10 protein-coding genes and 1 pseudogene are annotated in these 13,250 nt (G+C 70.2%); 5 read left to right on the top strand and 6 right to left on the bottom strand.

Translation table 11 applies throughout. The annotated features are described in order from the left end of the window. Together ACH5AF_RS34565 and ACH5AF_RS34560 are read left to right on the top strand one after the other, a co-directional pair. On the top strand, nt 1-94 hold a 94-nt coding region (locus tag ACH5AF_RS34565), incomplete at its 5' end, for an acyl-CoA dehydrogenase family protein (protein ID WP_132919430.1). 342 nt (nt 95-436) lie between these two features. Then, nucleotides 437-580: pseudogene (locus ACH5AF_RS34560) on the top strand (transcriptional regulator); the annotation flags it as partial. Nucleotides 581-747: 167 nt separating this feature from the next. On the opposite strand, the gene ACH5AF_RS34555 reads toward ACH5AF_RS34560, so the two are convergent. Next, entirely contained in the window at nt 748-2,019 is a 1,272-nt protein-coding gene (locus ACH5AF_RS34555; RefSeq protein ID WP_398907418.1) for an LCP family protein, read from the bottom strand. A 108-nt stretch (nt 2,020-2,127) separates the two neighbouring features. On the opposite strand from ACH5AF_RS34555, the gene ACH5AF_RS34550 reads away from it, so the two are divergent. Next, nucleotides 2,128-2,676, top strand: coding sequence for an acyl-CoA thioesterase (locus ACH5AF_RS34550; protein WP_398907416.1), 549 nt, complete (start codon nt 2,128-2,130; stop codon nt 2,674-2,676). Nucleotides 2,677-2,698: 22 nt separating this feature from the next. On the opposite strand, the gene ACH5AF_RS34545 is transcribed toward ACH5AF_RS34550, so the two are convergent. Continuing rightward, entirely contained in the window at nt 2,699-4,063 is a 1,365-nt protein-coding gene (locus tag ACH5AF_RS34545; protein WP_398907414.1) for an LCP family protein, read from the bottom strand. A gap of 225 nt (nt 4,064-4,288) precedes the next feature. Here ACH5AF_RS34545 and ACH5AF_RS34540 point away from each other — a divergent pair, with 225 nt between their 5' ends. Then, nucleotides 4,289-5,302, top strand: a complete 1,014-nt coding sequence (locus tag ACH5AF_RS34540; protein WP_398907412.1) for a glycosyltransferase family 2 protein — start codon at nt 4,289-4,291, stop codon at nt 5,300-5,302. A gap of 67 nt (nt 5,303-5,369) precedes the next feature. On the opposite strand, the gene ACH5AF_RS34535 is transcribed toward ACH5AF_RS34540, so the two are convergent. From ACH5AF_RS34535 to ACH5AF_RS34520, 4 genes are all read right to left on the bottom strand, one after another. Further along, nucleotides 5,370-7,082 carry an LCP family protein gene (locus ACH5AF_RS34535; protein WP_398907411.1) on the bottom strand — a complete coding sequence of 571 codons (1,713 nt, stop codon included), beginning with the start codon at nt 7,080-7,082 and terminating at the stop codon, nt 5,370-5,372. A 46-nt stretch (nt 7,083-7,128) separates the two neighbouring features. Beyond that, nucleotides 7,129-8,898 carry an LCP family protein gene (locus ACH5AF_RS34530; protein WP_398907409.1) on the bottom strand — a complete coding sequence of 590 codons (1,770 nt, stop codon included), beginning with the start codon at nt 8,896-8,898 and terminating at the stop codon, nt 7,129-7,131. 221 nt (nt 8,899-9,119) lie between these two features. Then, entirely contained in the window at nt 9,120-10,652 is a 1,533-nt protein-coding gene (locus tag ACH5AF_RS34525) for an LCP family protein (RefSeq protein WP_398907407.1), read from the bottom strand. 223 nt (nt 10,653-10,875) lie between these two features. Further along, the gene (locus ACH5AF_RS34520) at nt 10,876-11,628 is read right to left on the bottom strand and encodes a TIGR03089 family protein (RefSeq protein WP_398907405.1); all 753 of its coding nucleotides are present in this window, start codon (nt 11,626-11,628) and stop codon (nt 10,876-10,878) included. A gap of 129 nt (nt 11,629-11,757) precedes the next feature. Between ACH5AF_RS34520 and ACH5AF_RS34515 the strand changes: the two genes are divergently transcribed. Further along, a complete protein-coding gene (locus ACH5AF_RS34515) occupies nt 11,758-13,203 on the top strand; it encodes an N-acetylmuramoyl-L-alanine amidase (RefSeq protein ID WP_398907404.1) in 1,446 nt (481 codons plus the stop codon). Nucleotides 13,204-13,250: the final 47 nt, after the last annotated feature.

Below are 13,250 nucleotides of genomic sequence, written 5' to 3'. Positions count from 1 at the left end.
GGTCGAGCGGATGATGCGCGATGCGAAGATCACGCAGATCTACGAGGGCACCAACCAGGTCCAGCGGATCGTGATGGCCCGCAACCTGCCGTAGCAAGCTCTCGCAGGTCAGCGGCCGTCTTCCCCCGTCTGCGAGCCGCCATTCGGCTTCCGGCCTCGGGCCCGTTTCGGGATTGAGCGTCATGCTGGGGGAAGCCTGGGCTGACGCTGGCCGGTGAATCGCCCCTGAGCTGCACAAACGCAACGGCCCCCGGCGCGATGCCGGGGGCCGTTCGCATGGGCTGCGTCAGGCGACTTCCGTCTGTTCTTCTATGGGGTCGTCAGCCCCCGGGGTAGTGCTCGCGCAGCCGTCGCATTTGCTGGTGCCCGAGGAGGCGGTCACTCGTCCTCGGGCGGGATGACGATCCTCGCAGCGGTCGGGCCGCAGCCGCCGGGCGACACCCTGGACGCCGCCGCCACGCTCACACGGCCGAGCCAGGTCGAGCTGTACACCCGCGCCTTCGAACGTCTCTCGCAGCAGGCCGCACGGGGAGCGGCAGTCCGCGCCCTCATCGCGGACGCGGTGGCATCCCTGCACTGACCAGCGATGGCGGCCTTACCGGCGGCCGGGCTGCACTGCCTTCCGAGCACGACCGCTCCGTGCGGGCGGGCCAGGTGCCGGGACACCTGAACCTGCCCGCCGGCTGACCGCAACGGAAGGGCCCGCACCGCGCCGAGCGCGGTGCGGGCCCCTTGTCGAGGCGTGCGTCACTTATCGGTGACGGTGACCTTCTCGTCGTTCTTGATCTGCTGCACCAGCTGCCGCACCTTGGCCTTGTCCCAGACCAGGTTGCCGCCGCGGCTGCCCGACGTCGGCATGTTCAGCGACGTGCCGCTGCCGTCGGTGATGCCCTTCATCGCGAAGAACATCTCACCGAGGTCCCACAGGGACATGTCCTTGTCGACGATCAGGGTGTCCAGCCCCGCGCCCATCGTCGGGTACAGCCGGAACGGGTTGAGGATCGTGCCCGGCGTCGCCGCCTGGCTCGCCATCGCCGACAGGAACTTCTGCTGGTTCTTGGTGCGCGCCAGGTCCGATTCCGCGAACGCGTACCGGGTGCGGACGTACGCCAGCGCCTGCTCGCCGTCGAGGGTCTGCTTGCCCGCCGCGAAGTCGGCGCCGGACTTCTTGTCCTTGAAGCCCTTGTCGATGGTCATCTCGACACCGCCGAGCGCGTCCACGATGTTCGCGAAGCCCGCGAAGCCGATCTCCGCGTAGTGGTCGATGCGCAGGCCGGTGTTGTGCTCGACCGTGCGCACCAGCAGCTCGGGGCCGTCCTCCGCGTACGCCGCGTTCAGCTTCACCCGCCGGCCCGTGCCCGGGAACGTCTTGCCGGACTCCGAGCCCACGAACGTGGGTATCTCCACATCCGAGTCACGCGGCAGGGACACCATGGTGTTCCCGCTGCCGCAGGCCGCGAGGATCATCATCGAGTCGGTGCGCTTGCCCTCGGCGGAGCCGGTGTGGAGCTTCTTCTTCTCCTCGGCCGTCATGCCCTCACGGCTGTCGGAGCCGACGATCAGATACGTCGTGCAGTCGCCCTCCTCCGGCCGCTCGATCACCTTGGAGAGGTCGACCTCGCGCCGCACCTTGGAATCGGCCCAGAAGTAGGTGCCGATCGCCGTGCCGAGCACCGCCACCAGCACCACGACCGAGCCGACCTTGAACCGGCGACGCCAGTCCGGGGCAGGTCCGGGCTGCCGGTAGGGGCCGCCCTGCGGCGGGACGCCCCTGCCACCCCCGCCCGGCGCACCGTAGACCTGGCCCGTGTTGAAGCCGCTGTCGTACCCGGGCTCGGCGTAGCCCTGGTCGTATCCGCGCTGCTGGTGGGGCACCGCGCCGCGCGGAGGCGCGGCCGGGCGCTGGACATGGCGCATCACGCGCGCACCCTCGGGCTGCGCGCCGGAGCTGCCGCGCCCGTAGCCGCGTCCATTGCCGCTGCCGTCGTCGTCGGTCCATCCTTCGGGCCAGTCGTTCATGCGGAACAGTGTGCAGGTGCGGCCCGGCGCGCCGACAGGGCGGGTGTCGAATCCCACCGCGGCTGTAGCGAAGCTGATGCAATGTGGCCCAGGCATATGGTGGAGGGCATGACAGATCAGGCCCCACGCCCGGAGGATGAAATTCCGGGTAAGCCCACCTCGGCGTCACGTACCACGCTCAGCCACATCATGACCGGCAGTGACACGAATCTCCTCGGCACCGTGCACGGCGGCGTGATCATGAAGCTGGTGGACGACGCCGCGGGCGCCGTCGCGGGCCGGCACTCCGGCGGCCCGGCGGTCACGGCCTCCATGGACGAGATGGTGTTCCTCGAGCCGGTCAGGGTCGGCGACCTGGTGCATGTGAAGGCCCAGGTCAACTGGACGGGCCGGTCCTCGATGGAGGTAGGCGTACGGGTCCTGGCGGAGCGCTGGAACGAGTCGACGCCCGCCCAGCAGGTCGGCAGCGCGTACCTCGTCTTCGCCGCGGTCGACGCGGACGGCAAGCCGCGCCAGGTGCCGCCGGTGCTGCCGGAGACGGAGCGGGACCGGCGCCGTTACCAGGAGGCGCAGATCCGGCGTACGCACCGGCTTGCGCGGCGCCGCGCCATCAAGGAGCTCCGCGAGAAGCGCGCCGCGGAGGGCATGGAGGACTGACGGCCCGCGACAGGCGTTACCCTCAGGGACAGACCACCTGGTCGCCGGTGACCGCACCGAACTCGCCGTGGTGCGGATCCTCCGCCCGCACCGGTGTGACGGCCTTGTAGTCGGCGCCCGCCACCACCTTCAGCGTCGGCCCCTGGTTCTTCACGGGCCGCAGCTCGGAGCCCGGCAGCGCCGCCCGGAGCGACTTCGCCGACCGGTCCCAGCGCGGGTCGTACGTCACATAGGTGCGCCGCACCGCGCCGTTACCGATGTTGAGCGGGGCTCGGGTGGTGGCGAAGCCCGTGCCGCGCAGGGCCTTGTCGACCCGGTCGCCGAGGCCGTCGACGGGGGTGCCGTTGTAGACCTGCACCCGGATCTGCTGCGGCGAGACGTCGACGGGCGTGGCACTCGGGCGGTTCGGGCGGTGCGGGGCCAGCGGTTTGTCGTCGCGCAGCAGCTGGAAGAGCTTCCGGGACTTCCCCGGGTGCCACTTCACCGTGGAACCGATGCCCTTCACCCGGTGGCCGACATCACCGACAGGCACCGAGGTGAACTCCGACGAGGCGGCCGTGAAGCCCTGCATCGCCCGGCGCAGGGCGAGCATCTGCTCGGTCCCGAAGCCCTTGTCGGCGCGCACCGAGCCGAGCATCGTCGAGGTGACCGTGCGGAACTTCACCGGGTTCAGCAGGACCCCGCTGCTCGTCACCCGATCGACGAGGGCCGCCAGGAACCGCTGCTGGCGCTGCATGCGCCCGAGGTCGGCCGCCCCGTCGACATGGCGGGAGCGCACGTACTGGAGGGCCTGGCCGCCGTTCAGCTTGTGCGTGCCGACGGGCAGGTCGAGACCGGTGTGCGAGTCCTTCATCGGGCGGGCCGTGCAGATCTCCACGCCGCCGACCGCGTCCACGGTCTTCATGAAGCTGGTGAAGTCGATCTCCAGATAGTGGTCGATCTTCACATCCGTCATGTCCTCGACGGTCCGCACGGTCAGTGCCGGGCCGCCCTCCGCGTACACGGCGTTCAGCTTCACCGGGTGCGGTTTGTGGCGCTTGCCGGTGGTGGCGTCGGTGTGCTCAGGGATCTCGGCGTAGCTGTCCCGCGGCAGGCTCACCACGCTGGCGCGGTGCCGGTCCTTCGAGATGTGCACGAGCATGACGGTGTCGGTGCAGCGGCAGGGCGCACCGCCGAGCCGGTACTTCTTCTTCTGTTCGGGCGTGATCCGGTCCCGGCCGTCGGTGCCGACGACCAGGATGTTCGTGCCGTTGGTGTCCCCGGGCCGGTTCTTCATGTCGCGGAACGGGTCGACCCGCTCGATCCCGGTCTCCAGGCTCGTCACCACCGCGTGCCCGATCCCGCCGATGCCGAGCACCAGCACCGAGAGGCCCGTCACCATCCGCATGCCCCAGCGCGGCCGCTCGCGCCGGACCGGCCGGGCGGCCGGACGCCGCCTCACCGGGCGCGACGCGGCCGGGGCCGGGGCCGGGCGGCGGGGGCGGGGCCGGGGCGGTGGGGGCAAGGGGACACCTCCGCGACGACAGGGGATCCTGAGCACCGTAGGTCCATACGATCTGCGACACCGGCCGCCGCACCGGGGCGTCCCCCGTTCGCGGTAACGTGGCGGGCGATGAACGCCATGCCCGCTGTCTCCGTGATCATGCCAGTCCTCAACGAGGAGCGGCACCTGCGCAACTCGGTCCGTCACATCCTCGAGCAGGACTACGACGGCGAGATGGAGGTGGTGATCGCGCTCGGACCGTCCACGGACCGCACCGACGAGATCGCCGCCGCACTCGTACGCGAGGACCCACGGGTGCGCACCGTGCCGAACCCGACCGGTCGCACCCCCGCCGCGCTGAACGCCGCCATCAGGGCCTCCCGCCACCCGATCGTGGTGCGCGTCGACGGCCACGGCATGCTCTCGCCGAACTACATCGCGACCGCGGTGCGTCTCCTGGACGAGACCGGCGCGCAGAACGTCGGCGGCATCATGCACGCCGAGGGCGAGAACGCCTGGGAGGACGCGGTCGCGGCCGCGATGACCTCGAAGATAGGCGTGGGCAACGCCGCGTTCCACACCGGTGGCGAGGCGGGGGAGGCGGAGACCGTCTATCTCGGCGTGTTCCGCCGCGAGGCGCTGGAGCAGCAGGGAGGGTACAACGAGGAGTTCATCCGCGCCCAGGACTGGGAGCTCAACTTCCGCATCCGTGAGGCGGGCGGGCTGATCTGGTTCTCGCCCGAGCTGAGGGTGCAGTACCGCCCCCGGCCGTCCGTGCGGGCGCTAGCCAAGCAGTACAAGGAGTACGGCCGCTGGCGCCATGTCGTCGCCCGCTACCACCAGGGCTCCATCAACCTGCGCTACCTCGCCCCGCCGATCGCCGTGTGCGCGATAGCCGCGTCCCTGGTGCTCGGCGTCACGCTGACCCCCTGGGCCCTCGTCGTCCCCGGCGGCTACGTCGCGGCGATCACGGCCGGCTCGATACCGGCGGGCAGGGGCCTGTCGCCGAAGGCCCGGCTGCAGATCCCCCTCGCGCTGGCGACGATGCACATGTCCTGGGGGTACGGCTTCCTCACGAGCCCGCGCTCGCTGGCGAGGAAGGTCATCGCGAGCCGCCGCCCCTCGGTGAAGACCGCCGCCTGACCCGACCGGAACAGCCGAACGCCGGTCCGCTCCCCACGGAGCGGACCGGCGTTCGTGTGCCGGGTCGTCAGAAACGGTATGGCGCGTAGATGTCCATGCAGCCCTTGTCGTCGCCCATGACCGTCTCGGTGTTCTTCGGCGGGCCCGCGGCGGGCGAGGCCTTGGGGAAGGTGTCCCCCGTACGCCAGTCGGCGCCGACCACCAGCGTCACGCCGGACACGTCCGTCGACCTCTTCACCGCGCTCGTGGGAACCCCGAGCGCCTTGGCGACCGCGTGGGCGTCGCCTTCGAGCTCGGCGCTCGGGAACAGCACCTGAGTGCGCTTCTGCGGGTCGAGGGTCTTGTCCGCCCAGGCCTGGGTGAAGCCCTTCTGCCCCAGTACGCCCGCGACCGCGGCGGCCCGCCGGGGCGTGGCCGTGGCCGCGTCCCCCGTGCCGTTGCGGACCATGACGCCGATGTCGGCCGGATCGGCGGCCGGGTCCTTCGGCGCGGCCGGCGTCTGCGGCTTCGACGTCGGGGCTTTGCCGTCCACGGGCATGTCCTCGCGCAGCAACTCCCAGAGCCGGTCGGCCTCGCCCGGCGCCGGCAGCACATGGTTCCCCGGATTGGCCGGGTCCGGGATGCGCGGCATGGTGAGCATCGCGATCCGGTCGGTCGGCACGTCCTTGAGCGTCATACCGAGGTCGAACAGCTTCTTGACGGTGCCGATCTCCTCGGAGACCTGGAGGGACTTGGTGGCCGTCTCGGCCAGGTCCGTGAGCCGGCCTGTGTCGGTGAAGGCGTTCTGGTCCTTGAGCTTGCGGATCACCGAGTTCATGTACATGTGCTGGGCCTTGGAGCGGCCGAAGTCGCTCTCGAAGGCGTGCCGGGTGCGCAGCCACTGGAGGGCCTTGACGCCTTGGATCTCGTGTGAGCCCTTGGTCAGCCTGAGCCCGGAGCCGCCGGGCACACCCGGCTTGGGGCCGTCGTACACATTGTGGTTGACGCAGACCTCGGCGCCGCCGATCGCGTCGGCCATGTCCACCACGCCCGCGAAGTCAACCATCATCCAGTGGTCGATGTAGACGCCGGTGAGGTTCTGCCAGGTGGCGAGCGTGCAGCCGGGGCCGCCGCGCCCGAGGGTCGCGTTGATGAGGTCCCTTGTGGCGGCGTGCGTGTCCCCGGTCTCGGGGTCGGTGCACTCGGGTATGTCGACCTTGGTGTCACGGGGAATGGAGACGACCGAGGCGTTCTTACGGTCGGCCGAGACGTGCAACAGCATCTGGACGTCCGCGAGCGGAGGCGCTCCGACGCTCTTCTTCGAACCGCCGAGCTGAAGGTTCTCGCTGGAGTTCCTGCTGTCGGAGCCGATCAGCAGGACGTTCAGCGGCGTCTGGCCCGCCGCGTTCGGAGCCGACTTCTGCACGTCGGAGCCGGCTGAATTGCGTTCACCCTTGCGGATGTTGCTGTTGAGGTGCTCGTAGTACAGGTAGCCCGCTCCTGCGGTGCCCAGGATGACGACGGACACGGACAGCGTGACCCCGCGCAGTATCCGGCGTCGCCTGCCGCGTTTCGTGCGGCGGGGTACCCGGCGGCGGGAGGAACCCGAGCTCTCCGCACTCACGTCCGGCGCACCCGCGCCGTCCCGTTCGTCGTCGGAAGCCGTACGGGCGCGCGGAACGCGCACGGCCTCCTCTTCGCGCGGGCTCCCTTCGTCGTACAGGCTGTCGTCCCAGCCCAGATCGCGGGCGTGCGGTCCGCGTCGCCGCGTCCCCTCCCCACGCACGCTGCTGTGTCCCACCCCTAGAACCCCCTGTGTTCAGGCTCTCCCCATGAGCCGTCCGATGTCACTTGGCGCACATCTTCTTGTCCGCCTGCACCGCATCCACCGGCGCCTTTGCCGGACCGGTGATGGGTACCCCGGCATCCTTGAAATCGGGGCCGAGGGTCAGCGTCATCGCCTCCAGTCCCTGGGCGTCCTCGGTGCCCGGCTTGAGGGCCGCGGCGGGCAGGCCCATCAGATCCGCGAGCTTGCGGGCCTGGTCGGCCTGGTTCGGCGCGTACTCCAGCGTCGTCCTGGTGACGTCGGCCGGCGCGTTGCCCTTGTTGCTGGACTTCAGTACGCCCTCGGTGTTCTGGAGCCAGCCCAGTGTCTTCTGCGCGGCGCCGCTGGGGCCACCGCCGTTGAAGACGTCGACGCGGACGTCGGCTGCTTCGGCCCTCGTGCCCTTGAGCAGCTCGGCCTGCTCGTCCTTGGCCGCCTTCTTCTTCTGCTCGACCTCGGTCAGCGAGACGTCGTTCTTGACCATCGAGAACAGCGCGTCCGACTTGGGCGTGTCCAGCACGACCGTCGCCTTGACCTTCTCAGCCGGGTTGTCCAGGACGGGCACCGTGGCGAAGGTGAGGTTCTTCATGTCGAACTTGCCGAGCTCCAGGCCAAGATCGCGCAGCTTCATCATGTCGTCGATCCTGGAGTCGACCGTCAGGGCCTCGGTGCCCGCCTCCGCCAGCTTGACCAGCTTGGTCGGGCTGGTGAGCGTGTCGTTCGACTTCAGTTTGCGCATCAGCGAACTGAGGAACTGCTGCTGGATCTTGATGCGGTCGAGGTCGCCGCCGAAGCCCACGGCGTGCCGTGTGCGGACGAACGCGAGCGCCTCCTCGCCTTCCAGGGTGTGGTCACCCGCCGGCAGGTCGAGTTTGGACTTGTCGTCCTTGATGTCCTTCTCGAGGCAGATCGGCACACCGCCGACCGCCGACGACAGCGTCTTGACGGCGTTGAAGTCGGCCACCATGAAGTGGTCCATGGTGATGCCGGTGAGTTCTTTGACCGTACGCATGGTGCAGCTCGGCGTACGGCCGGACTGGCCGAGGCTCTCGTTGAACCGCGTGCCCTCCGTGCCGGGAATGACCTTGGTGGAGCCGTCCTCCTGCGTCGTCGGACAGTCCGGGATATCGGTGATCAGGTCACGGGGAATGCTCACCGCGGTCGCGTTGGTGCGGTCCTTCGACACGTGCAGCAGCAGCGTGGTGTCCGCGTGGCCGGGGCTGTTCTTGTCGCCATAGCTGCCGTTGCCCGCGCCGGTGCGCTTGTCCGTGCCGATCAGCAGGATGTTGATCGCCCGGTCCTTGCTGAAGCCGCCGGTGCCCGCGTTGTCGTCGGGGAGGGACGTGATGTTCCCGTTCAGGTGCTCGTAGTAGAGGTATCCGGCGGCCGCTGTCGTGACCATCACCAGCGCGAGCGTCCCGCCCGTCCACAGCAACGCCTTCTTCTTGCGCGAGGCGGCCTGCTTGCGCTTGCGCCTGCCGGCCTGCTGCGGGACGCGGCCCGAGGCGTTGCCCGCGCGGCGGCTGCGCTGAGGCGGGACCTCGGGGGCGGGGGCGGCCGTCCTGCGGCGCGTGGCGGCGCCGGAGCGCGGCGCGCCGTTCGCCGCTTCGGAAGGGTCGGCGGCTTCGGCGGACCGGCGGGACCTTCTTGCGCCCGGGGCTTGGTTGGAGGAGGCTGTTGACTGCGGTACGGATTGGTCCAGTCGCAGTTCGTAGTTGCCCGTCTGCGGGTTCAGCACCCACTGGTCGGCGGGGTCGATCTCGTCCGCCCGTCCACGGCTTTGCGCATCCACGGTTGCTTGAGTCCTCCGTCGGTGCCACGCGATGCGCCTCCCCCGACAGGCGCTCGGTCCTTCGATCCAGCAGTGCGCGACACAGGGTCGGAAGCACCGGATCGCGTCACACTATCCGCCCAGTTCAGCGTCGAGCGACGTCCGTGACAAATTCCTTGGCACTTACAAGGGGGCATTCCGCCCAATTCGCATGACCTGCCGGTCTTCGTTTGGCCATTGCTTTACTCACACATGCCTTCGGCCGCGTTGGTGCCCGAGAAGGTCGGCGTCGGGGTCGGGTCCCCGGCGTTGCCCTCGGTGACTTCCCCGTCACGGTCCGCGGGCCCTTCGGTTCTCTCGCCCTCCGGCACGACCGTGACCTCGACGTCCTCCCGGAGTCGTTCGAAGAGTTCGCCCGCATCCGGTTCGACCAGTTCATCCCTGTTCGAGTCGAGATGGTATGGCTTGCGCGGAACTGTAAGGAACTGCACCTTTTCTGTAGGTACGTTGCGGATCGCCCGGGTCAGGTCGTAAAGGTCCTTGAGGGAGTCCAGACCGGCGTCCGTGGTGATGGACTTGGTCGCCGCGTCCAGCACCGGATAGAGCCGGGTCGGATTGAGCAGGACCCCGTTGCTCTGCACCTTTTTGACCAGCGCGCCCAGGAAGTGCTGCTGGCGCTCCATGCGTTCGGTGTCGCTGCCATTGCCCAGCGTCTTGCGCGCCCGCACGAAGCCGAGTGCCTCCTCGCCGTGCAGCGTCTGACGGCCGGCGGGCAGCCTGAGCCGCGCGGCCTTGTCGTCGATCGGCTCGGTCAGACAGATCTCGACGCCGTCCACCGCGTCGACCATGTCCTTGAAGCCGCGGAAGTCGATCACCATGTGGTGGTCGACGCGGATCCCGGTGAACTTCTCGACCGTGCGGATGGTGCAGGCCGCGCCGCCGAACTGGTACGCCCAGTTGAACTGGGCGATCTGCTCCCTGGTCCGTGTCCCGCCGGCCTTGCGGCAGCTCGGGATCGTGACCATCAGGTCACGCGGGATGGACATGGCGGTCGCGCTCTGCCGGTCCGCGGCGATGTGCAGCAGGATCGTGGTGTCGGAGCGCTGGCTGCCGTTCTCGTCCTTGCCGTACGTGTCGTTGCCCTCGCCCTCCCGGGTGTCCGAACCGAGCAGCAGGATGTTCTGCGCGCCGGTGACGAGAGCGGTGGGGCGCTCCTTCTCGTACGCCCTGAGCTCCGCCGCCGCCGAGGTGTCGGTGGTGATGTTGCCGTCGAGCTTGCGGTAGAGCCACCAGCCGGCACCCGCGGCGGCGAGCACGACGACGGAGGTGCCGAGCGCGGCCCAGCGCAGCCAGTGCCGCCTGTAAGGAGAGTCGGGGGCGGGGCCGTCGCCCCCCTTGCCGGAGCCGGAGCCGGAGCCCGCGTCCGTACCAGCCGGGCCTGCGTCCGCGTCGGTGACGTGCGCGTCCGTGCCGGAGCCGGCCCCGGCCTCCGCGTCAGCGTCCGTGGCGGCGCCCGGGTCCGTGGCAGCGCCCGGGTCCGCGCCCGGGTCCGCGGCCGCGGCCGGGCCTGCGTCCGCGTCGGTGACGTGCGCGTCCGTGCCGGAGCCGGCCCCGGCCTCCGCGCCCGGGTCCGTGGCGGCGCTCGGGTCCGTGGCAGCGCCCGGGTCCGCGCCCGGGTCCGCGGCCGCGGCCGGGTCCGACGGCTCGGCCTCGTCCCCGGTCGGGCCGTCCGGTTCCGCGGGCGTACCAGCCTTGTCCGTCACGTGTGCGTCCATCCCTCATGGCATCGGCTGCGCGCTGGGCCGCCGGTCGAAGGGCTGGGCCCGGTCCGACCGATCTTGATCCCGCCTGATCGACCGGACACGACGTAGACGGCTGAACCTGGCGCTTGGTTGTGCGTGCGGAACACGCTTGTCGCCGATCATCCACCGCAGTTGACGCCCGGGCCGGGAGGGCTCGGCCCGGGCGTGCGCCACATGAGTGGACCTCAGTGGCTTGTCATACCGCGGTGCCCGTGACGCGTTCGCTCTCGATCCGTTTGGCCAGCCCGTCCTCGGACAACTCGCCCATGTTCCGGCACAGTACGACGGAGCCCGACGCCGCGAGCGGAGCGAACAGCCCGGCGGACAGGCCCTCCCAGGTGTCGTACGGCAGCCCGGACAGCAGCCGGGAGCCGGGGCCGAGGCCGAGTCGCTGCGCGTCCGCCCGTGCCCGTTCGACCAGTTCGGCACCGGTCAGCTCCAGCCCGCTCACCACGAGGGCCACGTCGTCCGGGGCCACCGGTGCGTACGGGGCGAACCGGTCGCCCTGACTGGGCACCTCCACCGCGTAGTCGGCGTAACCGGTGGGCGGCGTGGGGAACCGGCGGCCCAACGGCGCCAGCGACAGCGCGATCCGCTCGCCCTTGCACGCGAGTCCGGCCTCGAACTGCCCCGGCCCCGCGACCACGTGGTCCGCGCCGGCCGGATCCCCGCCGACGTCCGCGACGACCCCCACCGAAGAACAGGCCAGCAGCCACACCGCGGTCTGCCAGTGGGCCGGCAGCAGCAGCGCGAGGCGTTCACCGGGCTCGGCGGAGAGATCGCCCTGAAGGAGATTGGCGGTCTTGGCCACCCAATTGGCGAAGGTCGCGACGGACAATTCGACGCGCTCACCGGTGGCATCGTCGTAGAAGGTGACCAAGGGGCGCGCCGGGTCCGCGGCGAGCGCGGATCGCAGCAGGTCGGCAGGGGTACGGTCGCTGGCGTTCATCCGCGCAAGAGTACGCCGAGGGGGCCGGCGGGGCCGCCGTACCGGTGAACGGGATCCTCCGGTCGGCCCCTTGCACACGGCCGATTTCCCGGCAGGCGCGCACCGCGTGCGCGACCCAGGATTTTTGCCATGCGTGGATACCTGGCATCTTCGATCACCGTGGCGTGCGCGGCCGCGCTCGTCCTTCCGCTCTCGCTCGTCTCCGGCGCGCTCGCCTCGCCCTCGGACGGGACGCCGGACGTCCCCGGCAGCACGCGTTCCCTGCCGCTGCGGCCGCTCGGCGAAGTCCCCTCCGTCCGCGGGCGCCAGGCTTCCGTGCAGGGCCTGCCCGCCCAGGACGTCGAGCCCTTCTCCCTGGTCGGCATCGTCTGGGAGGACGAGGCCGCGGAACTGGACGGAACCGTAGAGGTCCGTACCCGCGGCATCGGCTCGGGCACCTGGTCCGCCTGGCAGGAGGTCGAGACCCACAACGAGGAGCACGCCGCCGACCCCGGCACCGCGGAGAGCGAGTCGGGCCGGGTGCGCGGTGCCACCGTGCCCCTGTGGGTCGGCGCGTCCGACGGCGTGGAGGTGCGCGTGCGCCAGGCGGACGGCGGCCGGGCGGACCGGCTGCCGGAGGGGATGCGCCTCGAACTCGTCGACCCCGGCGACGACCCGGCGGACACCGTCACCTCCGGCCCCGGCAACGAGGGCTCGGGTAACGAGGACAACGAGGGTAACGACGGTAACGAGGGCAACGAGGGCAACGACGGTAACGAGGGCAACGAGGGCAACGACGGTAACGAGGACAACGAGGACAACGAGGGTAACCAGGGCAACGACGGTAACGAGGGCAACGAGGGCAACGAGGGCTCGGTAGGGCGAGCTCCGGCCGGCGGACTGGGGATCCCGGCGCTCAACCGGATGGACACCGAGGCGGAGGCCGCGGCGGCGGGCGACCTCGTGCTGGACCCCGTGACGGCCAAGCCGTACATCGGGCCCCGGCCGGGCATCGTCACGCGCAGGGGGTGGGGAGCCGACGAGAGCCTGCGTGAGGAGGGCTTCGTCTACACGGACTCCGTGAAGGCCGCCTTCGTGCACCACACCGCCACCGGCAACGACTACACCTGTTCACAGGCGCCCGCCGTCATCCGCAGTATCTACCGTTACCACGTCCAGAGCAGCGGCTGGCGCGACATCGGCTACAACTTCGTCGTCGACAAGTGCGGAAACATCTACGAAGGCCGGGCAGGTGGCGTGGCCGAGCCCGTGAAGGGCGCCCATACCTTCGGTTTCAACACCAACAGCACCGGAATCGCCGTCCTCGGCACCTACGGTTCCTCCAATCCGCCGTCGGCCGCAGTGACAGCGGTTGCCAAGCTGACGGCGTGGAAGCTCGGACTGTACGGCGTCAACCCGAAGGGCAAGGTCACTCTCACCTCGGCGGGGAGCGGCAAGTACGCGGAGGGAACGAAGGTCAGGCTCAACGCCATCTCCGGACACCGCGACGGTTTCGACACGGACTGCCCCGGCAGCCGGCTCTACGGCAAGCTCGGCACCGCCCGTACGGCATCGGCCAAGTACCAGGGCCGCTGACCTGTTTCCCGGGGCCGTGCGCGTCGTGACGGTCGTGTCCACTGCAT

Source organism: Streptomyces sp. NPDC018833 (assembly GCF_044390825.1).
GTDB lineage: Bacteria > Actinomycetota > Actinomycetes > Streptomycetales > Streptomycetaceae > Streptomyces.
Note: the sequence above shows the minus strand (reverse complement) of the source record. Positions and strands in the feature narration are given on the sequence as shown.

Excerpts from the sequence above, each read along its gene's own strand:
- ACH5AF_RS34525 (WP_398907407.1), bottom strand. The coding sequence starts at position 10,652 with ATGGACGCACACGTGACGGACAAGGCTGGTACGCCCGCGGAACCGGAC.
- ACH5AF_RS34545 (WP_398907414.1), bottom strand. The coding sequence starts at position 4,063 with ATGCGGATGGTGACGGGCCTCTCGGTGCTGGTGCTCGGCATCGGCGGG.
- ACH5AF_RS34520 (WP_398907405.1), bottom strand. The coding sequence starts at position 11,628 with ATGAACGCCAGCGACCGTACCCCTGCCGACCTGCTGCGATCCGCGCTC.
- ACH5AF_RS34515 (WP_398907404.1), top strand. The coding sequence starts at position 11,758 with ATGCGTGGATACCTGGCATCTTCGATCACCGTGGCGTGCGCGGCCGCG.
- ACH5AF_RS34555 (WP_398907418.1), bottom strand. The coding sequence starts at position 2,019 with ATGAACGACTGGCCCGAAGGATGGACCGACGACGACGGCAGCGGCAAT.
- ACH5AF_RS34540 (WP_398907412.1), top strand. The coding sequence starts at position 4,289 with ATGAACGCCATGCCCGCTGTCTCCGTGATCATGCCAGTCCTCAACGAG.
- ACH5AF_RS34550 (WP_398907416.1), top strand. The coding sequence starts at position 2,128 with ATGACAGATCAGGCCCCACGCCCGGAGGATGAAATTCCGGGTAAGCCC.